17 protein-coding genes are annotated in these 23337 nt (G+C 66.0%); 7 read left to right on the top strand and 10 right to left on the bottom strand.

What is annotated here, in order from left to right:
• The first annotated feature begins 116 nt into the window (after positions 1 to 116).
• Positions 117 to 854, top strand: a complete 738-nt coding sequence (locus N826_RS11790; protein WP_044428872.1) for an SAM hydrolase/SAM-dependent halogenase family protein — start codon at positions 117 to 119, stop codon at positions 852 to 854.
• A 22-nt stretch (positions 855 to 876) separates the two neighbouring features.
• On the opposite strand, the gene phnX is transcribed toward N826_RS11790, so the two are convergent.
• From phnX to glgC, 5 genes are all read right to left on the bottom strand, one after another.
• The gene (gene phnX / locus N826_RS11785) at positions 877 to 1698 is read right to left on the bottom strand and encodes a phosphonoacetaldehyde hydrolase (RefSeq protein ID WP_211099261.1); all 822 of its coding nucleotides are present in this window, start codon (positions 1696 to 1698) and stop codon (positions 877 to 879) included.
• A 98-nt stretch (positions 1699 to 1796) separates the two neighbouring features.
• On the bottom strand, positions 1797 to 4451 hold the full coding sequence (locus N826_RS39900) for an MHYT domain-containing protein (RefSeq protein WP_169789328.1): 2655 nt from the start codon (positions 4449 to 4451) through the stop codon (positions 1797 to 1799).
• A 117-nt stretch (positions 4452 to 4568) separates the two neighbouring features.
• The gene (gene recQ, locus N826_RS11775; protein ID WP_211099260.1) at positions 4569 to 6416 is read right to left on the bottom strand and encodes a DNA helicase RecQ; all 1848 of its coding nucleotides are present in this window, start codon (positions 6414 to 6416) and stop codon (positions 4569 to 4571) included.
• Positions 6417 to 6506: 90 nt separating this feature from the next.
• Positions 6507 to 7958 (bottom strand): glycogen synthase GlgA, encoded by a 1452-nt coding sequence (gene glgA, locus N826_RS11770; protein ID WP_044428869.1) that lies wholly within the window; start codon positions 7956 to 7958, stop codon positions 6507 to 6509.
• 18 nt (positions 7959 to 7976) lie between these two features.
• Positions 7977 to 9248 carry a glucose-1-phosphate adenylyltransferase gene (glgC, locus tag N826_RS11765; protein WP_044428866.1) on the bottom strand — a complete coding sequence of 424 codons (1272 nt, stop codon included), beginning with the start codon at positions 9246 to 9248 and terminating at the stop codon, positions 7977 to 7979.
• Between the two features lie 594 nt (positions 9249 to 9842).
• On the opposite strand from glgC, the gene N826_RS11760 reads away from it, so the two are divergent.
• From N826_RS11760 to N826_RS11745, 4 genes are all read left to right on the top strand, one after another.
• Entirely contained in the window at positions 9843 to 11183 is a 1341-nt protein-coding gene (locus tag N826_RS11760) for an ammonium transporter (protein WP_044428864.1), read from the top strand.
• A 193-nt stretch (positions 11184 to 11376) separates the two neighbouring features.
• Positions 11377 to 13443, top strand: a complete 2067-nt coding sequence (locus N826_RS11755; protein WP_084720675.1) for a transglycosylase domain-containing protein — start codon at positions 11377 to 11379, stop codon at positions 13441 to 13443.
• Positions 13444 to 13600: 157 nt separating this feature from the next.
• A complete protein-coding gene (locus tag N826_RS11750; protein WP_044428858.1) occupies positions 13601 to 14554 on the top strand; it encodes a GDP-L-fucose synthase family protein in 954 nt (317 codons plus the stop codon).
• Between the two features lie 21 nt (positions 14555 to 14575).
• The gene (locus tag N826_RS11745; RefSeq protein ID WP_044428856.1) at positions 14576 to 15544 is read left to right on the top strand and encodes an NAD-dependent epimerase/dehydratase family protein; all 969 of its coding nucleotides are present in this window, start codon (positions 14576 to 14578) and stop codon (positions 15542 to 15544) included.
• Here N826_RS11745 and N826_RS11740 read toward each other — a convergent pair.
• The 5 genes from N826_RS11740 to N826_RS11720 all read right to left on the bottom strand — a co-directional run bounded on the left by N826_RS11740 (position 15536) and on the right by N826_RS11720 (position 21005).
• Complete coding sequence (locus N826_RS11740; protein ID WP_044428854.1) at positions 15536 to 16537, bottom strand: GHMP family kinase ATP-binding protein; 1002 nt, start codon at positions 16535 to 16537, stop codon at positions 15536 to 15538. The two genes, N826_RS11745 and N826_RS11740, sit on opposite strands and share 9 nt — an antisense overlap.
• Before the next feature lie 63 nt (positions 16538 to 16600).
• Positions 16601 to 17620, bottom strand: a complete 1020-nt coding sequence (locus tag N826_RS11735) for a GDP-mannose 4,6-dehydratase (protein WP_044428851.1) — start codon at positions 17618 to 17620, stop codon at positions 16601 to 16603.
• Positions 17621 to 17654: 34 nt separating this feature from the next.
• Positions 17655 to 18956 carry a DegT/DnrJ/EryC1/StrS family aminotransferase gene (locus tag N826_RS11730; protein ID WP_052831086.1) on the bottom strand — a complete coding sequence of 434 codons (1302 nt, stop codon included), beginning with the start codon at positions 18954 to 18956 and terminating at the stop codon, positions 17655 to 17657.
• A 26-nt stretch (positions 18957 to 18982) separates the two neighbouring features.
• Positions 18983 to 20050, bottom strand: coding sequence for an alpha-ketoacid dehydrogenase subunit beta (locus N826_RS11725; protein WP_052831084.1), 1068 nt, complete (start codon positions 20048 to 20050; stop codon positions 18983 to 18985).
• Positions 20034 to 21005 carry a thiamine pyrophosphate-dependent dehydrogenase E1 component subunit alpha gene (locus tag N826_RS11720; RefSeq protein ID WP_044428849.1) on the bottom strand — a complete coding sequence of 324 codons (972 nt, stop codon included), beginning with the start codon at positions 21003 to 21005 and terminating at the stop codon, positions 20034 to 20036. Before N826_RS11720 ends, N826_RS11725 begins: the two co-directional genes overlap by 17 nt.
• A 383-nt stretch (positions 21006 to 21388) precedes the next feature.
• On the opposite strand from N826_RS11720, the gene N826_RS11715 reads away from it, so the two are divergent.
• Both N826_RS11715 and N826_RS11710 read left to right on the top strand, forming a co-directional pair.
• Positions 21389 to 22159 (top strand): phytanoyl-CoA dioxygenase family protein, encoded by a 771-nt coding sequence (locus N826_RS11715; protein ID WP_147040337.1) that lies wholly within the window; start codon positions 21389 to 21391, stop codon positions 22157 to 22159.
• On the top strand, positions 22152 to 23321 hold the full coding sequence (locus N826_RS11710) for an FkbM family methyltransferase (protein WP_044428843.1): 1170 nt from the start codon (positions 22152 to 22154) through the stop codon (positions 23319 to 23321). Before N826_RS11715 ends, N826_RS11710 begins: the two co-directional genes overlap by 8 nt.
• The last annotated feature ends 16 nt before the right edge of the window (positions 23322 to 23337 follow it).

Here is a 23337-nt window from a genome sequence, read left to right as displayed (position 1 = left end):
TCATATTGACATATCCCGACATTTATTTGATGACCGAAATGCTTATTGACAGATATGCTTAAGTTCTTGCCGTTTACAAGTGCATCACAAGGCGTAATGTTGCAGGGGCGTTGCCGATGATTTTACTATTCACTGATTTCGGCCTGTCGGGTCCTTATACCGGACAGATGAAGGCCGTGCTGGCGAGCCATGCTCCGGCCATGCCGGTGATTGACCTGTTCGCGGACGCACCCGCGTTCCAGCCCCGCCTGTCCGCCTATCTGCTGGGGGCCTACCGCGGCGCCGTGCCGGAGGGCGGCGTCCTGCTGGGCGTCGTCGATCCCGGCGTCGGCACCGACCGGCTGCCGCTGTGCGTGCGCGCCGACGGCCGCTGGTATGTCGGGCCGGACAACGGCCTGTTCGAACTGGTGGTGCGGCGGGCGGATTCGGTGGAGGCCTGGACCATCGACTGGCGCCCTGGTGTGATGTCCGCCAGTTTCCATGGCCGTGACCTGTTCGCCCCGGTGGCGGCACGGCTGGCGCTGGGCGAGCCGCCGCCGGGGACGCCGGTGCCGGTGGAGCGGATCCGCCGCCCGGACTGGCCCGACGACCTGGACCGCATCGTCTATGTGGATGTCTACGGCAACGCGCTGACCGGCCTGCGCGCCGCCGTCCTGGGGGATGGGGTGGAGCTGGAAGCCGGCGGCAGGCGGATAGCGCGGGCGCGAACCTTCGGCGACGTGCCGGTGGGGGAAGCGATCTGGTACGAGAATGGCAACGGATTGGCGGAGATCGCGGTCAACCAGGGGCGGGCGGACGGCGTGCTGGGGCTGAAGGTCGGGGACGAGGTCGGCGTGTTCGGTACGAGGAAGTGAGGGGATACCGACTCTCTTCGCCTTATGGGACGGACCCCAGGGCCAGACGGCGTTCGATGTCCTCTATCACGGGTATCAGGTTGCCGATCCCGTCGATGACGTAGTGGGCGCCGCCCGCGCGCAGGCGATCGTAGGCGGCGGTGCGTTTCGCCTTCAGGTCGTCTTCCGACAGCGCGGCCAGTTCCTCGACCGAAAGCCCCAGTTCGTTGCCGGTCAGGGCCACCGCGACGGTCCACATGCCGGCGCCCAAGCCTTCCTCAATGCCGGGAACGGTGTCGTCCACCTTGACGCAGGCGGCAGCCGGCCAGACATCCAGTTCCACCATGGCGCGGAAGCACATCAGCGGCGAGGGACGGCCTGTCGGCACATCGTCCGTGCAGACGACGCAGTCCGGCGTGAAGCCCTCCGCGGCGGCAGCCGGCATCAGCACGTCCATCACGGTGCGGCCGTAGCCGGTGGTCGATCCGATCCTGATGCCGCGCTGGCGCAGTTGAGTCAGCGTGTTGCGGGCACCGGGGATCAGGCTGGCATGGCCGGCGGCGGTTTCCAGGTTGAGCGGCAGCAGGCGCGCGTGCAGCGTATCGATGTCGCCGTCCGTCATGGGACGCCCGTGGGTCTGCTCCCAGCGCCGGGCGACGTCGGGCAGGGCGGCGATCGCCCGGATATGGTCGCGCTTGGGCAGGCCCATGAACGGCTTGGCCTCGTCGATGCCGATATCGACCCCGGCCGCTCCGAAAGCGGCCACGAACACGCCCATCGGCGCCCGGCTGCCGAAATCCACCACTGTCCCGGCCCAGTCCAGGACGACTGCCCGGACCGGACCGTCGTAGCGCTTCATCGCCATGCCGTCATTTCCTCCCCAGGAGAGTACCAGACCTTGGATAGAGGATATCTGCGGGTCATTTCAAGGTCCGGTGGCAAATGCAGGGCCGGCCGACATCGTCATGCGGCGTCGAGCGCCGTCTTGAGGACGGTGGAGAGCTGTTCCAGCGTGAAGGACCTGCCCAGGAAGCCGTTGACGGGAAAATCGGCCGGCACCGCCGAGATGGTGTCCGTGACCAGCACGATCCTCATGCCGAACTCTTCGTGCAGCCGCCGGGCGACGTCCATGCCGTCGAAACCGCCGGAACCGGGCTGGTGTATGGGCTGCTGGGAGTTGGTCTGACGCGAGCCGGAGATGCTGACCAGGGCGACGGTCGGCTGATATCCGGCGGCGCATTTCCTCGCTTCCTCCAGCGAAGCGGCCAGGACGGAATCGCCGAAGCCGGCATTGCCGATCAGCCCGGCGACGTTCTCCGCACCGGCCGAATCCGGATCGACGATCAGGAAGTTCCGGACCGACGGGGCGGAGGTCCGGCGCTCCTCGATCAGTGCCGCGACCTCGCGAAGCAGTTCCCTGACCGTATAGGGCTTCCGCAGATGCCGCCACCGGGCGGAGCTTTCCAACCTGGTGCCGCCCGATCCGGACGTCAGGACGACGCCGAGCGCGGGATTGCGGCCGCTCAGCCTATGGGCCAGTTCCAGGCCGTTCATGCGCCCCATGTGGATATCGGTGACCAGGAAATCGATCGTGCCGATGTCCGCGACCTGCAAGGCTTCCTCGGCGTTGGCCGCGTCGATGACGATGAAGCCCTTTTCCCGGAGGAACATGACCGCGCCATGGCGGATGGCGTTGTCGTCGTCGACCAGCAGGATGGTATGGCGGCCGCCGGCCTCGCTTGCGGCTTCAATCGGTTTCTGGAGCGGCAGGGCATGGCTTCGGGGCAGGCGGATCCGGATGGTGGTGCCCTGTCCTTCGGTACTCAGGATCCGCATGTCTCCGGCGAACTGCCGGGCGAAGCCGAAAACCATGCTGAGGCCGAGCCCGGTACCCTGGCCGGCGCCCTTGGTCGTGAAGAAGGGTTCGGCGGCGCGGTTCGCCACCTCGCTCGACATGCCCTTGCCGGTATCGCTCAGCGACAGCACGACGTAGTCGCCGGGGGGAAGGTCGGCATCCCGGCTGCCGATGCGCTCGTTGGCGGTGCCGATCGTCAGCTTTCCGCCGTCCGGCATCGCATCCTGGGCGTTGACGACGAGGTTCAGCAGCGCCGCCTCGAGCATGCCGCGGTCGGCGGTGCAGGGCCACAGGCCCTGGGCCAGCTCCAGCTCCACGGCGATGTCGGCGCTCAGGGACATCTGGATGAAGCGGTCCATGCTCTCGACGGCGGCGTTCAGGTCGATCGGTTCCGGTTCCACCTTCTGCTGCCGCGCGAAGGCCAGAAGCTGGCGGATAAGGCTGTTGCCATGGGCCAGGGCCGCCTGCGACGCCCGCAGGTGTTCAAGCAGGTCGCTGGACGGCAGCCGGCGCTCGATCGACTCGAGGTTCAGCGATACCGCCGTGATCAGGTTGCTGAAGTCGTGGGCCATGCCGCTCGACATCCGGCCCAGCGCCTCCAGCCGCTGCGACTGGCCGAGCATCGCTTCCATGCGCCGCTTCTCCGTCAGGTCGCGGACGTTCACGATCAGCGACCATGCGGTGCCGGGGGCTTCGGCCCGGACGGCGTTGCACTCGCACGGGACCTCGCCGCCCGCCCTGGACAGGAAGGAGTATTCGCGGTTCAGCGGCCGGTTGGAAAGCAGCACCGCCGCCAACCATGCCTGCGCGTCGGTCCGTTCGCCGGCGGAGACCAGATCGGTGAAGCGCTTGCCCTTCAACTCACCCGGTTCGTAGCCGAGCAGGCGATCCGAGGAAATGGCCTCGTCGACGAAGCGCCCTTCGGCGTCCAGCGGCGCTATCAGGTCGAAGGAGTGGCGCAGCAGGGTCTGGTAGCGCTCGGTCGTGTCGTTGGTCACGCGCGCCTGCCGCGCCAGCGCCTCGGCATTGCGCCGGTCGACGCGGGACGCCATCAGGACCAGGAGCATCGCCGTGGACAAGGTGATGAAGATCGAGAACGCCAGCAGCGACACGGGGATCGGCGCCTGGCCGATGTCGTCCAGGTCCGGCACCATCGAGATCCTGGAGGCCGCCATCGCGGTATAGTGCATGCTGCTGACGGCCATACCCATCACGACGGCGCCCGCCGCCGCCAGGGGAAGGCTCCGCGCCGGCTTGAAGGCGATGAACAGCGCCGCGGTGGACAGCACGACGGCCAGCGCCACGGAAAGGCCGACCAGGAAGGGATCGTGACCGACCGTCGCGTCCATCCGCATCGCCGCCATGCCGACATAGTGCATGACGATGATCCCGGTCCCCATGATGAAGCCGCCCACCAGCAGGGCCGCGACCGACTTGGGATAAACGACGACCAGCCGCAAGCCGGCGCCGGTCAGGATGATCGGCAGCACCAGGGACAGGAACGTCCACCAGAAATCATAGGTGACGTCCATCGGCATCCGGACCGCGAGCATGCCGATGAAATGCATCGACCAGATACTTCCGCCGGCCGCCACCGCGGCACCGGCCAGCCACACCGACCGCATCGCGCCCGCCGAACTGCGCGCCCGCAGGCAGATGTCATAGGCGACGAAGGATCCGATGATGGCAATCGCGATCGAGATCGCGACGATCCCGTAGTGGTATTCGATCGTAAGGGTTGATGGACCCGGTAAATGATGCATGAGCATCGGCCTGCCTGAATGAGCTTTGAATTAACTATGGCTCATCAGCAAACATTTATTTCCACGGATGGTTTCAAGATGATCCTTTCCGGGCACGGTGAGAGGCCTGGAGCGGGCTCAAACCGTCTGGCGGATCACCGCCAGGAAGGCGTCGCCGTAACGGTCGAGCTTGCTGGTGCCGACGCCGGGCAACTGGCCCATGCGGTAGGGGTCGCGCGGCTTCTGGCGGACCATCTCCAGCAAGGTGCTGTCGTGGAAGATGACGTAGGGCGGGACGCCCTGGGTCCGCGCCAGTTCCAGCCGGCACGCCTTCAGCTTGTGCCAGAGATCGTCGTCGGCCTGGCTTAGCACGGCGGGAGCGCTGCTGCCGCTCCGGCTGCCGCGTTGGGCGCGGAGCGACTTCTTGACCGCCGCTTGGTTGTCGCGGCGCAGGCGGACGCTCTGCTGGCCCTTCAGGACCGGTGCGGCCGATTTCGTCAGGTGGAGCGCGCCGTAGCCCTCGTGGTCGACGGTCAGGTAGCCGGCGGCGACGAGCTGGCGGTAGACGGAACCCCATTCCTGCTTGCTCATGTCGGCGCCGACGCCGAAGGTCTTGATCTGGTCGTGGCGGAACTTCTCGATCTTCTCGGTCATCGTGCCGCGCAGCACGTCGATCAGGTGGCCGGTGCCGAACATCTGGCCGGTGCGGTAGACGGCGGCCAGGGCCTTCTGCGCCGCGATGCTGCCGTCGAAGGTCTCGACCGGCTCCAGGCAGGTGTCGCAGTTTCCGCACGGCTCCGGCAGCACCTCGCCGAAGTAGTTCAGCAGGACCTGACGGCGGCAGGCGGCGGTCTCGCAAAAGCCGATCAGGGCTTCCAGCTTGTGCTTCTCGATCCGCTTGATCTCAGGCGGCGCCTCGCTGGATTCCAGCATCTGGCGCATCGCCACCACGTCGGACAGGCCGTAGGCCATCCAGGCATCGGCCGGCAGGCCGTCGCGTCCGGCGCGTCCCGTCTCCTGGTAATAGGCTTCCATGCTCTTCGGCAGGTCGAGGTGGGCGACGAAGCGCACGTTCGGCTTGTCGATGCCCATGCCGAAGGCGACGGTGGCGACCACGATGACGCCTTCGCCCTTGATGAAGCGGTCCTGATTGGCCTCGCGCGTGCGGGCGTCCAGGCCGGCGTGGTAGGGCACCACCTCGCGGCCCTGGGCCGCCAGCCATGTGGCGGTTTCATCGACCTTGGCGCGGCTGAGGCAATAGACGATGCCGGCGTCCTCGGCATGGTGGGTCTTGATGAAGGCCCAGAGCTGGCGCTTGGCTTCCTGCTTGGGCAGCACGCGGTAGGTGATGTTGGGCCGGTCGAAGCTGTCGATGAAGACCTTGGCGTCGCCCAGGTTCAGCCGCGCCTGGATATCGGCGCGGGTCTGGGCATCGGCCGTCGCGGTCAGCGCGATCCGGGGGATCGTGGGAAAGCGCTCGTGCAGGATCGAGAGCTGGAGGTATTCCGGCCGGAAATCATGACCCCACTGCGAGACGCAGTGCGCTTCGTCCAGGGCGAACAGGCAGACCTTGCTGCGCTCCAGCAGGTCCAGGAAGCGCGGGGTCACCAGACGCTCGGGCGCCACATAGATCAGGTCCAGTTCGCCGCGCTCGACCTGCCGTTCGATCTCGACCGCGTCGCGCCAGTCCAGCGAGGAGTTGAGATAGGCGGCGTTGACGCCGACCTGGCGCAGGGCGTCGACCTGATCGCGCATCAGCGCGATCAGCGGAGAGACGACGACCGCGACACCGGGCCGCACCAAGGCGGGGATCTGGAAGCACAGCGACTTGCCGCCGCCGGTCGGCATCAGCACCATCGCGTCGCCGCCGGCGATCATGTGGTCGATGATGCCGGCCTGCTGCCCCCGGAACGCATCGTAGCCGTAGACCCGGCGCAGGGTTTCCAGCGCCGCGTCGCGGCTCTTTATGGATAGGGCTTGGCTCAAAATATTGAGGTGTACTCGTTTTCCAACGCAAGCCCTATGAATTACACGGATGCCCCGGCCGAGGGAACCGGATTATATTCAACCCACCCCTCAATCATCCGCATAAACGGAGCGGTACATGTCCAGGTACCGCCGGGCCGACGCCGTCCAGGAGAAATCCCTGGCCATTGCGGCACGCTGGACCGAGCGCCAGCGTTCGGGCTCCCGCCACAGCGCCAGAGCCCGGCGGCAGGCCCAAAGCAGCTCGTCCACCGAGGCATTGTCGAAGACGAAGCCGGTCGCCTCCCCCCGGTCGATCGCCCAGTCCTGGGCGTCGGCGACGGTGTCGGCCAGCCCGCCGGCCCGGCGGACCAGCGGCAATGTGCCGTAGCGCAGGCCGTAGAGCTGGATCAGGCCACACGGCTCGGAGCGCGACGGCAGCAGGATGACGTCGCAGCCGGCCTGGACGCGGTGCGATAGCGGCTCGTCGTAGCCGAGGAAGACGCCGACCTGTCCGGGGAACTGTTCTTCCAGCGACCGGAAGCCGTCCTCCAGCCAGCCCTCGCCGCTGCCGAGCAGGGCGAACTGGGCGCCCTGTTCGACCAGGGGCGGGATCGCGGAAAGCAGCAGGTCGAAGCCCTTCATGGGGGTAAGCCGGCTGACCACGCCGAACAGCGGCGCATCGGCCCGCACGTCCAGGCGGAATTCTGCCTGCAAGGCCGATTTGTTGGCCGCCTTGGCGTCGAGATGGCCGGCATCGTAGCGCTGGACGATGTGTGGATCGGTGTCCGGCGACCAGACGTCGTAGTCCACCCCGTTGAGGATGCCCCAGAGGTCGCCGGCGCGCGACGCCAGCAGGCCGTGCAGGCCCCAGCCGCCGTCGGGCGACTGGATTTCCTCGGCATAGGTCGGGCTGACCGTGGTGATCCGGTCGGAATAGAACAGGCCTGCCTTCAGGAAGCCGATCTGGTCGTAATACTCCAGCCCATCGACCGAGAAGCTGCTTGCCGGAAGCTGGAGCGGTCCCAGCAGGCTGGCGGGGAAGAGGCCCTGGTAGGCGATGTTGTGGATGGTCAGGACGGTGGCGGCGCGCGGTCCTCCCCCCAGCGTCAGGTAGGCCGGCGCCAGCCCCGCCTGCCAGTCGTGGCCGTGGACGACGTCGGGCCGCCAGCGCCGGCCGCCGTCATCGCCGGCGATCCAGGCGGCGGTCCAGCTCAGCAGGGCGAAGCGGAAATGGTTGTCCGGCCAGTCCTTGCCGTCCGGCCCCAGATAGGGATTGCCCGGCCTGCCGTACATCTCCGGCGCATCGACGACGTAGCAGGGCACACCGTCGGGGGTGGTGCCCTTCATCAGGACGGTGCCGCCGTTGGTCCAGGGATCGGCCAGCGTGCGGACGGGGCGCAGGTCGGCCAGCTTGTCGAGCACGGCGGGATAGCCTGGCACCAGAATGCGGGCATCGACCCCGATCCGCATCAGGGCGGCGGGCAGCGCCGCCGCGACATCGGCCAGTCCGCCGGTCTTGATCAGGGGATAGACTTCGGAAGCGACGTGCAGGACGCGCATGATCGGGTGTCCTTTCGCTCAGCCGGCCAGACGGGAAAGCATGTCGCGGGTGATCAGCGTCACCCCGGACTCGGTCCGGTGGAACCGGCGGGCATCGGCGTCGGGATCTTCCCCAACCACGAGATTGTCCGGTATGTGGCAGCCGCGATCGACCACCACCTTGGTCAGCCGGGCATGGCGCCCGATCTCGCACTGGGGCAGTACGACCGCCTGTTTCAGGCTGGAGTAGGAGTTCGCCCGGACCTGGCTGAACAGCAGGGAGTCCTGGATCCGGGCGCCCGAGACGATGCAGCCGCCCGATACCAGGCTGTCGACCGCCATGCCGCGCCGGTCGTCGTTGTTGAAGACGAACTTGGCCGGCGGCAGCTGCTCCTGATAGGTGAAGATTGGCCAGTTCCTGTCATAGAGGTTCAGGTCGGGCGTCACCTTGGTCAGGTCGAGATTGGCTTCCCAATAGGCGTCGATCGTGCCGACGTCGCGCCAATACGGCTCGGCGTCGGGCTGGCTGTAGATGCAGCTGTCCTGGAACCGATGGGCCATGACCTTGGCGCGCGGCACCAGATAGGGGATCAGGTCCTTGCCGAAATCCCGGCTGGAGGTCGGGTCGGCGGCGTCGCGGCGCAGCTGGTCGTACAGGAACTTTGCGTTGAAGACGTAGATGCCCATGCTGGCGAGCGCCTTGTCGGGCTTGCCGGGGATCGCCGGGGGATCGGCCGGCTTCTCCAGGAAGCTGACGACCTGATCGGTGTCGTCGACATGCATGACGCCGAAGCCGGTGGCTTCCATCCGGGGCACCTCGACGCAGGGGACCGTCACGTCGGCGCCGCGCTGGATGTGCCACGCCAGCATGGCGGCGTAGTCCATCTTGTAGATGTGGTCGCCGGCCAGGATCAGCACGTGCTCGGCACCGTGGCTCATCAGGATGTCGAGGTTCTGGTACACCGCGTCGGCGGTGCCCTGATACCAGGATGTCTCGTCGATCCGCTGCTGGGCCGGCAGGAAGTCCACGAACTCGTTGATCTCGCCGCGCAGGAAGCCCCAGCCGCGCTGAAGGTGGACCAGCAGGCTGTGCGACTTGTACTGGGTGATGACGCTGATCCGGCGGAAGCCGGAATTGATGCAGTTGGACAGCGCGAAGTCGATGATCCGGAACTTGCCGCCGAAATGAACCGCCGGCTTGGCCCGCCGGTCGGTCAACTGCTTCAGCCGGCTGCCGCGTCCTCCGGCCAGCACCAGGGCGATGGCGCGCCTGGGAGCAAGACGCAATTCTCGTTCGACGGGAACAGGCACGGATAGGATCTCCTCGACCTTACTTTTATGATTATCGGTACTTTTCTTGCGATCCGTTCAGGGAAATCGTGGAAGCGCCGGCCGGGACCTGGGGAAGGACCCGCTTCCGTTACCACCCTGACACATTTTGCCGGGTAGAGCCAACGCTTGGAAACCCGCGACGGGTGCCATGCCGGCCGGGCGGCACCCGGCGAGCCGGATCAGGCTAATTCTGCCTGTTTTGTGGGCAATCCTGTAATTTCGGCTTATTGGAGAGCAATTGTGGCAAAGTTTTGGGTCCCGGACAGGGCTGAATCCGGTTCGGCGCGGGGAAACCGGACTTCGGCGATCAGCCTGTTTTTTGTGCATTAATCCTCTCCCAGGGCCGATTCAGTGCCCCAACCTTGCGCGCCGCCTTGCATGCTGCTCCCGCGAAGTTGCTCATTTTTCGAGCGGCACGGTTCTTGAAACGCAAGGGGCGGCCTGAATGCCTCGGCCGTATGCCGAAGCCGACTGCCCAACCCGTCACAGGATCAAGCCTCGGTCCGCCCCTGGGGCGTCCGAGAGTTCGATCGAGCGGGCCGCGTCGAACTGATTCGAGAGGATTTGTCCATAATGAGCCGTCTGTTTGCCTTCGCTGTTCCGCTGCTTGCGGCGATACTGGGGGCGTTCGCCTTGCCGGCCGGCGCGCTGGCCCAGACCGATGCCCCTACGATCGATACCGGCGACACCGCCTGGATGCTGACCTCGACCGCCCTGGTCCTGATGATGACGATCCCCGGTCTGGCGCTGTTCTACGGCGGCATGGTCCGCAAGATGAACCTGCTGGCCACCGTGATGCAGAGTTTCGCGATCACCTGCCTGGTCGCGGTGCTCTGGGTCGTCGTCGGATACAGCATCGCCTTCGGCGGCGGGAACGCCTATTTCGGCGACTTCTCCCGCGTGCTGATGGCCGGCATGGACATGAGCGCGCCCTTCACGCTGGGAGCCGCCTCGTCCACGCCCGTCGCCTTCACGATCCCGGAATCGGTGTTCGTGATGTTCCAGATGACCTTCGCGATCATCACCCCGGCACTGATCACCGGCGCCTTCGCCGACCGCATGAAGTTCTCGGCGATGCTGGTCTTCAGCGGCCTGTGGTCGCTGCTGGTCTACTCCCCCATCGCCCATTGGGTCTGGCATCCGAATGGCTTCCTGTTCGCTGAAGGCGTGCTGGACTTCGCCGGCGGCACCGTCGTCCACATCAACGCCGGCGTCGCCGGTCTGGTTGCGGCCCTGGTGATCGGCAAGCGCCGCGGCTATCCGTCCGAGCACTTCGTCCCCAACAACCTCGTCCTGAGCCTGATCGGCGCCTCCCTGCTGTGGGTGGGCTGGTTCGGCTTCAACGCCGGTTCCGCTGGCGGCGCAAACGGCCGCGCCGGCATGGCGATGCTGGTGACCATGGTCGCCGCAGCGGCAGCAGCATTGGCCTGGATGTTCGCGGAGTGGATCGCCAAGGGTAAGCCCAGCGTGCTCGGCATCATCTCCGGTGCCATCGGCGGCCTCGTCGCCATCACCCCGGCTTCCGGTTTCGTCGATGCCGGCGGTGCGCTGGTGATCGGCGCCGTCGCCGGCGTGATCTGCTACTGGGGCGCCACCAGCCTCAAATACATGCTCGGCTATGACGACAGCCTGGACGCCTTCGGCGTGCATGGTGTCGGCGGCATCGTCGGCGCCGTCCTGACCGGCGTGTTCGCCCGTCAGGCGATCGGCGGCGACGCGGCGGTCGGTTGGATCGACGGCAACAGCGGCCAGGTCATGATCCAGGTCTACGGCATCATCGCCACCCTGATCTACACCGCCGTCGCCTCCTTCATCCTGCTGAAGGTGATCGACGTGGTGATCGGCCTGCGGGTCAGCGAAGACGTCGAACGCGAAGGCCTCGACCTCGCCCTGCACGGCGAAGCGGTCCACTGACCGGACTCTTTTCCGAAGTAGCGACGTTGCCGAAGCCGCCGCCGGGGTTCTCCCCGGCGGCGGTTTTCGTTATCGGCGGTCCGAAGATCTTCTGAAGTTGAGGGATCATTGGAGGAAAGGGCGTTAATGCCGTGAAATTGCCGTCTTATTCAGGCATCGTAGGCCTGTGGATGAGCAACCCTGACCGGTCACCTTGAGAAAAACTCCCCCTCGACCGCAGCCCGGCCGCGTACCTGGACGTGAACCTCCCAGGCGCGGGCGCCAGGAAGCCAAGGCGGCGCCGTCGCGGCTGCCTTCGTTCCGGGGCCGCAACATCCTTGGCATTCTCGGAAGCTGGACGCTGGTTGCCGGGATCTGGTGCGGCGTCGCCGTTGCCGCCGTGCTGGCGTTCTATGCCTACGACCTGCCGGATGTCGGACAGGTCGCGCAGGCCGAACGGCGGCCCACGGTTACCGTGCTGGCGGCCGACGGCAGCACGATCGAGCGCTATGGCGACATCTACGGCACGACGATCAACGCGGCCGACCTGCCGCCCAATCTCGTCAATGCGGTCATCGCGACCGAGGACCGGCGGTTCTTTAGTCATTTCGGTATCGATCCGATCGGTCTGCTTCGTGCCGCCTTCGTAAACTTCCAGGCGGGCCGGGTGGTACAGGGCGGCTCGACGATCACCCAGCAGCTTGCCAAGAACCTGTTCCTGACGCCCGACCGCACTATGGGCCGCAAGATCCAGGAAGCGATGCTGGCGATTTGGCTGGAGCGGGCATATTCCAAGAACCAGATCCTGACCGCCTATCTGAACCGGGTCTATCTGGGCGCCGGCACCTACGGCGTCGATGCGGCGGCAAAGACCTACTTCAACAAGCCCGCGACCGAGGTCAACTTGCGGGAGGCCGCCACCCTGGCCGGCCTGCTGAAGGCGCCGTCCCGATATTCCCCGACCACCAACCCCGACAAGGCGGCCGAGCGGGCCGGCGTCGTGCTGGGCGCCATGATGGACGCCGGCTACATCACGGAAGCCGATATCCGGACGATGCGATCGGCCCCTCCCACGCCCCGGCGGAAGCCGGAGGGCGACGGCGACCGCTATTTCGCCGACTGGGTCGCCGATCAGGTCTCCGGCTTCATCGGAAAGGAGCATGACGACGTCATCGTCCACACGACGATGGACCGCCGCATGCAGAGGGCGGCGGAGCGCCGGCTGTCGGCTGTATTGACGGGGGCGGGCGTCGCTTCCCGCGTGGACCAGGGAGCATTGGTGGCGCTGGGCCCGGACGGCTCCGTCCGGGCGCTGATCGGCGGGGCCAGCTATGGGGCAAGCCAGTTCAACCGCGCCACCCAGGCCTTGCGCCAGCCCGGTTCGGCGTTCAAGCCGATGGTCTTTCTGGCGGCGCTGGAAGCCGGCATGACGGCGGATACGCTGGTGGACGACTCGCCGGTCAGGATCAAGGACTGGCAGCCGTCCAACTTCGAGAAGGGCTTCCGCGGGCCGATGCCGCTGCGCGACGCGTTGGCCCATTCGGTCAATACGGCGGCGATCCACCTGCTGGAGCGTACCGGCGTCGATCCCGTCCGCGCCGTCGCCCGGCGCCTTGGCGTCACGTCCCCCATGAGCCGAGACCTCAGCCTTGCGCTTGGGACCAGCGAAGTGACGCTGCTGGAATTGGCGGGCGCCTATACCGCCTTCGCCAATGGCGGGCGGGCCGTGTGGCCCTATGCGGTGACCAGCATCCAGGACAATGCCGGCCGGGTGCTCTACCAGCGGCGCGGATCGGGCGGAGCGACGCCGGTGATCGATCCGGTCAAGCTGGCGGAGCTGAACCGCATGCTGCTGGCCGTGGTCGAATACGGCACCGGCAAGTCCGCCAAGCTGGACCGCATGGCGGCCGGCAAAACCGGCACCAGCCAGGATTACCGCGACGCGTGGTTCATGGGCTTCACGGCGGACTATGTCGCGGGGGTCTGGCTCGGCAACGACGACAACCAGCCGATGAAGCGGGTGACCGGCGGCGGCTTGCCGGCCCGGATCTGGCACGACTTCATGATCGACGCCCATGCCGGGCTGCCGGCGCGCCCGCTGCCGGGCCTGGACATCGCCCCGCCCAGGCCCGGCGCCCCGATGCTGGTGGCGGAAGACACTCCGCCGCCGGGACCGACCGGCGCGCTGGAGGACGTGCCGCTGATCGGCCAGTTCCAGAAGCTGATCCAGAGCCTGACCGGCAGCGGGAAGGTGGAATACACCTATCCGGAGCGGAACTGAGGGGATGGGTCGGGGGCGGGTATATTTTAGTTAACGCTTTCTCTCTAGACTCGCCCCGGTCCAACGGTCGGGGCTTGTTCCGCCATCCGTGCTTCGAGCCGGATGCGAGGCGACGCCATACCGACGGGGCCGTGCGTTTCCCTCGGGCAGGTTCCCCATGCTGTATGATCTTACCGGAAAGCGCGTCTGGGTGGCCGGCCATACCGGCATGGTGGGCTCGGCGCTCGTGCGCCGCCTTTCCGGCGAGGACTGCACGGTCCTGACGGTGGACAGGCGGAGCCTGGACCTGCGCCGTCAGGTCGATGTCGAGGCCTGGATGTCCGGCAACCGTCCGGACGCCGTCTTCATCGCGGCGGCCAGGGTCGGCGGCATCCATGCCAACGATGCCCTGCCGGCCGACTTCATCTACGACAACCTGCTGATCGGCGCCAACATCATCCGCACCGCCCATCAGGTCGGCGTGGAGAAGCTTCTGTTCCTCGGGTCGTCCTGCGTCTATCCCAAGCTGGCGTCCCAGCCGATGGCCGAGGACGCCCTGCTGTCCGGTCCGCCCGAAGCTACCAACCGGCCCTATTCGATCGCCAAGATCACCGGCATCCAGATGTGCCAGGACTACCGGCGCCAGCACGGCTGCGACTTCATTTCCACGGTGCCGACCAACCTATACGGTCCTAACGACAACTTCGACCTGATGAGCGGCCATGTCCTGCCGGCGCTGATGCGGAAGATCCATGCCGGCAAGCGGGACCGGCTGGACCGTATCGAGCTTTGGGGCACGGGAGCGCCGCGGCGGGAATTCATGCACGTGGACGATGCCGCCGATGCCTGCGTCTTCCTGATGAAACGCTACTCCGGGTCCCAGCATGTCAATGCCGGGGTCGGCCAAGACGTCTCCATCCGTGAACTTGCCGAGCTGATCGCCGACGTCGCCGGATACCGGGGCGAGTTCGTGTTCGACCCCGGCAAGCCCGACGGCGCTCCCCGCAAGCTGCTGGACGTGTCCAGGATGACGGGCCTGGGATGGCGGGCCCGGATCGGGCTGCGGCAAGGGATCGAGAGCACCTTCCGGTGGCTGAACGACAATCCCGGCGCGCTGGATGCCAGGAGATGACCATCGGGAGCGGCAGATAGGATGACGGCGAAACGGAAGGTCCTGATCTGCGGGGCGACCGGCTTCATCGGGCGCAACCTGACCGAAGCCCTTACCCTGCGCGGCGATCTGGAAATCCACGCGGTGCGCTTCACCCGGCCGGCCTACGATTGTCCGGGCATCGTCTGGCATCAGGGCGACCTGCGTGACGCCGATACCGTTTCCCGCCTGCTGGACGGCATGGACGTGGTGATCCAGGCCGCCGCCACGACGTCCGGTTCGAAGGACATCGTGACGCGGCCCCACATCCATGTCACCGACAACGCCGTCATGAACTCGCTCCTGCTGCGCGCCGCCCATGACCTTGGGGTGGCGCACTTCGTCTTCTTCAGCTGCACCATGATGTATCCGTCGTCCGGGACTCCCCTGGCGGAAACCGACTGGGACCCGGCCGAAGCCTTGAACGACCGCTACTTCGGGATCGGCTGGACCAAGATCTATGTCGAGAAGATGTGCGAGTTCTTCTCCCGCCTGGGAACCACCCGGCATACGGTGATCCGGCATTCCAACGTCTACGGTCCGCACGACAAGTTCGACCTGGAAAGAAGCCATGTCTTCGGCGCGACCGTGACTAAGGTGATGACGGCGGCGGACGGCGTCGTCACCGTCTGGGGCAGCGGCGAGGAGGCCCGCGACCTGATCCATGTCGCCGATCTGGTCGACTTCGTCCGGCGCGCCATCGATCTCCAGAAAACACCGTACGAACTGTTCAACGCCGGGGCCGGACGGGCGGTGGCGGTCAGGGACCTTGTCTCCATGATCGTCGCCGCATCCGGCCGGGACCTGACGGTCCGCTACGACCTGTCGCAGCCGACGATCAGGACGGCGCTCTGCCTGGATTGCTCCAAGGCGCGCCGGGAACTCGGCTGGACCGCGACGATCCCGCTGGAGGAGGGTATCCGCCGGACGATCTCCTGGTGGCGGGACGCCTTCGACCGGCGCTCAGACTGACGATGCCGTGTCCGGTTCGTGGAAGATGAGCTTCGTCCCGCTACGCTCGAACTCGATCGGGATGGTCAGCAGGTCGCCGAGCGCGCTCCGCACGCTCGGCTGAGCGTCCGGCGGCACGAAGAACAGCATGAAGCCGCCGCCTCCCGCCCCAAGCAGCTTGCCGCCCACGGCTCCGGCCGCGCGGGCGGCCTGGTAGATTTCGTCGATGAAGGCGGGTGCGATCCTGCCCGACAGGCTGCGCTTCAACTGCCATGATTCATGAAGCATTCGGCCGAAGCCGTTCAGGTCCCCGCCGCCGGCCAGACAATCGACGGCCTCTTCGACCATCTGCCGCATCAGCGTCACTTCCTGATGCTTGTTCGGCATCGAGGCGACGACATCGGCGGCGATGCTCGACCCGAAGCGCGATACGCCCGTGTAGAACAGCATGAGATTGGAGCGGAGTTCCTCCATGCGGAGCGCCGGGAGGATGAGGCGCTGGACGTCGTAGGATCCGTCCTGCCGGATGGTGATCCGGTTCAATCCGCCGAAGGCGGTCTCGATCTGATCCTGAACCCCGACGCTTTCAAGCAGCAGCTTCTGCTCGACGAAGATCGCCTCGTCCGCAAGCTGCTGCTTGCTCCTGAGCCGGCCCTCCAGGGCGTGCAGGGCGTGGAGCATGCCGACCGTGAAGGCCGAGCTGGAACCCAGCCCGGAGCGGGCGGGAAGGTCGCCGTCGTGATGGATCTCGATGCCGAAGTCTATCGATAGGTGCTTCAGGACGGTACGGATCACCGGATGCTCGATCTCCGCGTGGTCGCGGACCGTCTCGATCCGTGACCACGCCACCCGGCTCTTGTGCTCGAAGAAGGGCGGCAGACGTCGGCAGGTGATGTAGCAGTAGCGGTTGATGGTGGTCGCCAGCACGGCGCCGCCATGGTCCTGGAACCAGGCCGGGTAATCGCTGCCGCCGCCGAAGAACGAGATTCGGTAGGGGGTCTGGGTGATGATCATGGACGCGGTTCTTCCCCGGTCCGATCCGCGTGACGGCTCGCGTCCTGGCCCGGGTCCTGGACATCAGCGGACAAGGAAGCTGTCTCCCCGGCGGCTGACCTCGCCGCGCCAGTAGTCGAGCAGGTCGCGCATCGTGCGCTCGAACGGGATCTGCGGTTCCCAGCCGGTATGGGCCTTGAAGCGCCGGGTGTCCGGCACCTGGAGGTCGGCGTCGATCGGCCGGAGCCGGTCGGGGTCCTCCTCGACCCTGATCGCGTTGCCGCGCGGGGAGAAGCCGATCAGCGTATCCAGGATCTGGCCGACCGAGCAGCTATAGGTGCCGCCAATGTTGTAGCAGGCCCCGGCGACGGGATCGACCGTCACCAGCGCGTGATAGGCCCGCACGGCATCCCGGACATCGGCGATCGTCCGCAGCGAGTTCAGGTTGCCGACCTTGACGACCGGCTCGATCAGGTCCGCCTCGATCAGGGCGATCTGCTTGGCGAAGCTGGATTCCGCGAAGACGTCGCCGCGCCGGGGTCCGGTATGGGTGAACATCCGGGTGATCAGCGTGGTCATGCCGAAGGCTTCGGCATAGTAGCGGCCGACCAGATCGGTGCCGACCTTGGAGATGGCGTAGGGCGAGGCGGGATGGAAGCTGCAGTCCTCGTCGATCGGCAGCTTCTCGCGCGGGACCCGCCCGAACACCTCGGACGAGGAGCAGACGTGGATCACCGCGTCCCGGGCATGGTCCTTGAGCGCGTCGAGCACCCGCACCGTTCCCTGGACATTGGTTTCCAGCGTGTCGAGCGGGGCGTCGAAGCTGGTGCGCGGGAAGCTCTGGGCAGCCAGATGGAAGACGTAATCGGGCTGCGCCTGCCGCACCGCCTGCTGGATCGACAGCGTGTCCCGTAGGTCGCCGTATAGCAGTCGGATGCGGTCGCCCCGGTTGATGCGCGGGACCAGCGCTTCCAGGTTGTTCAGCGGGCTGCGCCACCGGCACAGGCCGTAGACGTCCCAGTCGGTATGCTCGATCAGGTATTCGGCCAGGTGGGACCCGACCATTCCCGTGATTCCGGTGATCAGCGCGCGCGGTTTCGTCATTCCGTCTATCCATCCAGTCCCGTTTTGGCCCCGTTCAAGCCAGGCCGCGGTCGCGCATGAAGGCGCCGATCCGGTCGGTGACGTAGCTGCGGGCCTGTTCGCCGATCGCCTGATGGTTGCCGAACGAAAAGGCGTTGGTCATGACCCGCGTCCCGTTCCGCAGATCGCCGACGACGCGGTGGGGCCAGTCCTTCAGGGCCGGCTGGAGGGCGATGTTGCCGCAGATGATCGGACGCGTCTCGATCCCGGCCCGGTTGAGCGATGCGGTCAGGTCGGTCACGGCGAAGGGTGCTTCGTCGCGGACGGTGATCGGAAAGCCGAACCAGGAATGACGGCCCTTCGGCGTTTCCTGCTGGAAGTCGAAGAACTCGCCGAATCTGGACAGGTCCCGCGCGAACCACGCGGCATTGGCCCGGCGGGTGTCGACGAACCCGGCCAGCTTCGGCAACTGGACCGAGCCCATGGCGCCCTGCAACTCGGTCGGCCGCAGGTTGTAGCCGACGTTGACGAACAGGAACCGCTTGTCGATATGCGGGTAGCGGTCGTACCAGACCTGCTGGTCCTCGACCTCGCGGACCCAGCCGTGGGCACGCAGGATCCTGTAGAGCTCCGCCAGCTCGAAGTCGTCGGTGACGCAGATGCCGCCTTCGAGCGTCGTCATGTGGTGGGAGTAATAGAAGCTGAAGGTGCCGACCCGGCCGAAGCCGCCCAGCGGCTTGCCGTCGTAATAGGCGCCCAGCGCCTCGCAGCAGTCCTCGATCAGGATCAGGCCGTGCCGGCGGCACAGGTCCGTGATGGCGTCCATGTCGCAGGGATTGCCGTAGACCGGGACGATCATGACGCCGCGCGTCTTCGGTCCGATCGCCCGCTCGATCTGGGCCGGATCGATGTTCAGGGTCAGCGGGTCGATGTCCACGATCACCGGGACCAGCCCGAGCTGGATCAGCGGCCACACCGTGGTCGACCACGACAGCGCCGGCACGATCACCTCGTCCCCCGGCTTCAGCCCGTCGCGGGCGGCGGGGTTGGCCAGGCCGGCGATCGCCAGCAGGTTGGCGGAGGAGCCGGAATTGTTCATTACCCCGTGCCGCCAGCCGAACAGGTCGGCGAACTCCCGCTCGAACGCCTTGACCTTCCGTCCCATGGTGACGTGGGTCGTCAGCATGCATTCCAGCGCCGCGTTGATCTCCTCCGCGCCGAACGTCGGCTCGTGCAGCCTGACGACGGGAGCGTCGGGATCGAAGCCGAAGTCGTGGGCGGCGGCGCAGTATGCCGAAACGCTGTCGCGGACAATTTCAAGAAGATCGGCCGGGTTCCGGTCGTCGGTGCTGGTCATGTCGGGTTCTCCCTCTACCGCCCGCTTCAGAACGGGCCCTTGAATTCGACGATCTCGCGCGGATCGTCCTGCGCGATGGTCCAGGTCGGCGCGCCGGCGCCATGGACGAGCTCATGGGCGGCGAGCGCTATCGACCGCGATGTCGGATAGAAGATCTGTTCCAGAGGCCGCGTGGTCGGGCAGGGGGTCGCCAGATAGCCGAGGCGCTTCACCCTGAAAGTGGATTCGCCCTGGAGCCGCTCGACCACCTGGGACACGATCTCGGCGCTGGCGCCGCAGCTCAACCAGCCATTGTCGACCACCAGGAGACGCCTAGTCCGCCTCACCGACGCGGCGATGGTGGCGATGTCGAGCGGCGCCAGACTGACGGGGTCGATCACTTCGGCGCCGATGCCGCGCTCCGCCAGCAGATGGCCGGCGCGCAGGGCCTCCACCACCATGTGGCTGATCGCGACGATGGTGACGTCGGACCCGGCGGTCAGCCGGCGCGCCTGACCGAACGGCACCTCGTAGGCTTCCTCGGGTACGATGCCCTTGAAGCCGTAGAGCATCCGGTGCTCGACGAAGACCACCGGGTTGTTGTCGCGGATCGCGGCGATCAGGCAACCCTTGACGTCGTGCGGCGTGGTCGGCGCCACGACCTTCAAGCCCGGGACATGCATGAAGTAGGAATGGAACGCCTGGCTGTGTTGCGCGCCCTGGCCCCAGCTGCGGCCAATGACGGCGCGCACCACCAGCGGCACGGCATGGGCGCCGGAGAACATGTACGACTGCTTGGCCGCCATGTTGACGAGCTGGTTCATGCACAGCAGCAGGAAATCCATTCGCTGATGGACCTGGATAGGACGCAGGCCGGCCAGTGCCGCGCCGATCCCGATCCCAGTCATCGCGTCTTCGGCAAGCGGCACGTCGAAGTTGCGGTCGGCGCCGAACTCTTCATGAAGGCCCAGGGTGGTCCCGTACATGCCCTTGGCGTCGTCGACCCCTTGGCCCATGACAAAGACATCCGGATCGCGGGCCATTTCCTGCTGGATCGCTTCCGCGATCGCCTGGGCATAGGTCAGGACGCGTTCGTCGCTATTGGGCGAAGACATGGTCGAAAATTTCTTGTTCCGGGGGATAGGGGCTGTCTTCGGCAAAATCGATCGCCGCCGCCAGTGCGATTTCCACCGCCTGCTCGACTGCCCGGCGTGCCGCTTCACCGATGGTCCGGTCCAGGCGTTCCGCCAGTGCCGCGACCTGGTCTGTGGCGATCCAACTGTCGAGCTCCGCTTCGCAGCCGGTCCGGTACTGCCGGTCGTCGCCGGGGCCGACATGGTCGTGCCAGCGGTAGGTCTCGCATTCGAGGAAGCGCGGACCCGACCCGACGCGGATTGCCCCAATCGCCTCCGCCGCGGCATCGAGCAGGTCCAGCACGCCGCCGCCCTCGATCCGGCGGGCGGGGATGCCATAGGCTTCGGCGCGGGCGCACAACCCCGGTCCGGCAAGGCGGTCCTCGACGCGCGAATATATGGCGTAGGAGTTGTTCTCGCAGACGAACAGGATGGGCAGCGCCTTGAGCGCCGCGAAGTTCATGCTTTCGTGGAAGGCGCCCTCGTCGGTGGCTCCCTCGCCGAAGAAATTGACGACAATGCCGGGACGCTTCCGGACCTTCTTTGCGAAGGCGTAGCCGACCGCCTGCGGGATCGCCGATGCGACGATCGCCGAAGTGCCGACCATGCCGACGGAGGCATCGACCAGATGCATCGAGCCGCCCTTGCCGCGCGCGCAGCCGCCCGCCTTGCCGTAAAGCTCCGCCATCATGGCGTTGAGGTCGCCGCCCTTGGCAAGATAGGCGGCGTGCCCGCGATACGTGGCGAACACCACGTCCCGGACGGTCAGATGGGCGCAGACCGCCGCCGCGACCGCTTCCTGGCCGATCGACAGATGCACCGGACTCTTGATCTTGTCCGTCGGGTAAAGGCGGATGATCTCCTGCTCGACGCGGCGGATGAGATACATCGTCCGGTAGACGGAGGTAACCGTAGTTTCGAAATCGGGATTCAACATGCTATCATTTCACCGATTCGCTCGAAAACTGGTTTCAAGACTATCAAATGCTTATGCTAATCGAGGATTTTCTTGATGGCAGATATTTACTCTCAAGAGATTGAATTTCGCGCAATGCCCTTTCCTCCACAGTGGAAGTTAGGCTCAAAGGACTATTTCATCTCATCCTTACGGAATAGTTAATGGCGCACACCCAGCCCTTTGATTTAAGCATATTAGGTTATGTTATCCGCACGGACGCCTTTGTCAGGGAAATGGCTGCGTGTTGACCCTGCTTCCTGATGGCTGACTTCACTTTCGTCGTATGCTCAAGCCGTAAATTATAAAAAAATTAACGCTCTTGGTCCTATCCAGTTACGGATAGGTCAACTGTGCAGAATGTCATGACCGAAGCAATCTCGTTCCGATCGAACCCCGATGCCGCCCTAGCCCTGTTCAACGAACAGGGGTTCTTCATAGAGCAGGACGTCCTGTCCCACGAACAGTGCGACCGCGTCATCGCCGCGACCCGCAGCCTGCCCAATGCCTTGAACGGCGATTTCCGGCCTCAGATGAACGTCCACAAGATGGACGCCGTCTTCTACGAGGTCATGAGCCTGCCGGCCATCGTGCGGGTCATGGATCTGCTGGTCGGCGGCGAGGCTTTCGGGTTGCAGAGCCAGCTTTTCATGAACCCGCCGGACCGGATGGGCATGGGCGTGCATCAGGACAACTACTTCGTCGAAGCCCCGGACGGCGCCTTCGCATCCGCCTGGACGGCGCTGGTCGATGTCGAAAAGTCCAACGGCGGCCTTTACGGCTATCCCGGCATTCACAAGGCCGGCCGGCGGCCGGTACGCGAGGTGCTGGACAAGGCGAATGCCGGAATCACCTACGAGCGGACGGATACCCTGAGCGAGGAAACCGATATTCCGGACGGGCTGGACAGGGTGGATGTCCGCATTCCCAGGGGAGCGGTGCTGTTCCTCCACGGCGACTTCCCGCACGGCTCCTACCGCAATATGTCCGATGGCCATCGCTACGCGCTGCTCAACACCTATATTCGGGCCGGCGAGCCTTTCCGCCGCGGCAATACGGGCAGGCGGGAACAGGTGCCGGTCCGCGGGATCGCTGCCGCCGATTTCGTGGCGCGGTTCGAGGGACAGGATGTTTGAGGATGCGATCGGCTGGCTATCCAATCCGGCACTCGATGCGCTGACCGGGCATCCACTGTTCGAGGAAACGGCCGTCGCCGCGTTCCTGGCCGAACAGCCACTGACCTTCATCGATATCGGCGCCCGGGGCGGTACGCACCACCTCGTCAGGCCGGCCGCCGGCCGTGTGGCCGTCCTGGCGTTCGAGCCCGACCCGGAGGGTTACGAAACGCTGCTGAACGAGGCGGCATCGGGGACGCCGTGGGCACATTTTCGAGTTGAGCCGGCGGCTCTCGCCGGACGCGAGGGGCGCATGCCCCTGCATCTGCTGGCGGTCCCAACCAACCACTCGCTGCTGCCGCCCAACGAGGCGTTCACCCGGCGCTACGCCATGGAGAAGTTCGCCAAAACCGGCGAGATCGAGGTGGAGGCGACGACCCTGGACCGGGTCGTCTTCGCTGACCACGGTCCAAGCGGGGAAGGGAACGGTCCGCATCGGGGGCTTCCCTGGGGCGAGTTCATCAAGCTGGACACCCAGGGCAGCGAATACGACATCCTGACCGGCGCCGAGCGGACATTGCGCGAGACTACCGTCGCGGTCTTCTGCGAGGTCGAGTTCTGCGAACTCTATCAGGGACAAAGGCTGTTCTCGGACGTCGAACGGTTCCTGCGGGAGCGGGGATTCTCGTTCTTCGGCTTTCTGAACTTCGCCGGTCGGTCGCGCAAGCAGCTCGATAAGCGGACCCGGCTGGGACGCGAACGCGCCCTCTGGGCCGATGCCCTGTTCTTCAAGGACCCTTTGCCCGGCGGTCCGGCGGCGCCGGACGGGACGGCGGCGACGCCTCGACAGTATGCGGTGCTGATCGTCGTAGCGCTGCTGACCGGCTACTTCGACTATGCGCTCGAACTGAATGCCCTGCTCGGCTCGCCCTCCCAGCGGGAGGCGATGGAGCGGCTGGTGCAGGACATCGCGCGGCAGCCGCCGGACCGGACGGTCGCCGCGATACGCGACCTTGCCGCCGCGGCCGAACGCGATCCCGGCGGCGCTACCGTCGCCCTCGGGCGGCTGGTCGACTCGCGGCGCAGTTTCTTCGACTACATGGACCTTCCGGTGAAGCCGGAGAAACAAGACCCTTCGGCGAAGCCGGAGAAACAAGGGTCGGATCCGACCGTCAAGCCTTAGAAAGGGCCGATCAGAC

This window comes from Skermanella aerolata KACC 11604 (assembly GCF_000936425.1).
GTDB classification, from domain to species: domain Bacteria; phylum Pseudomonadota; class Alphaproteobacteria; order Azospirillales; family Azospirillaceae; genus Skermanella; species Skermanella aerolata.
This window is presented reverse-complemented; position numbering and strand designations above follow the sequence as displayed.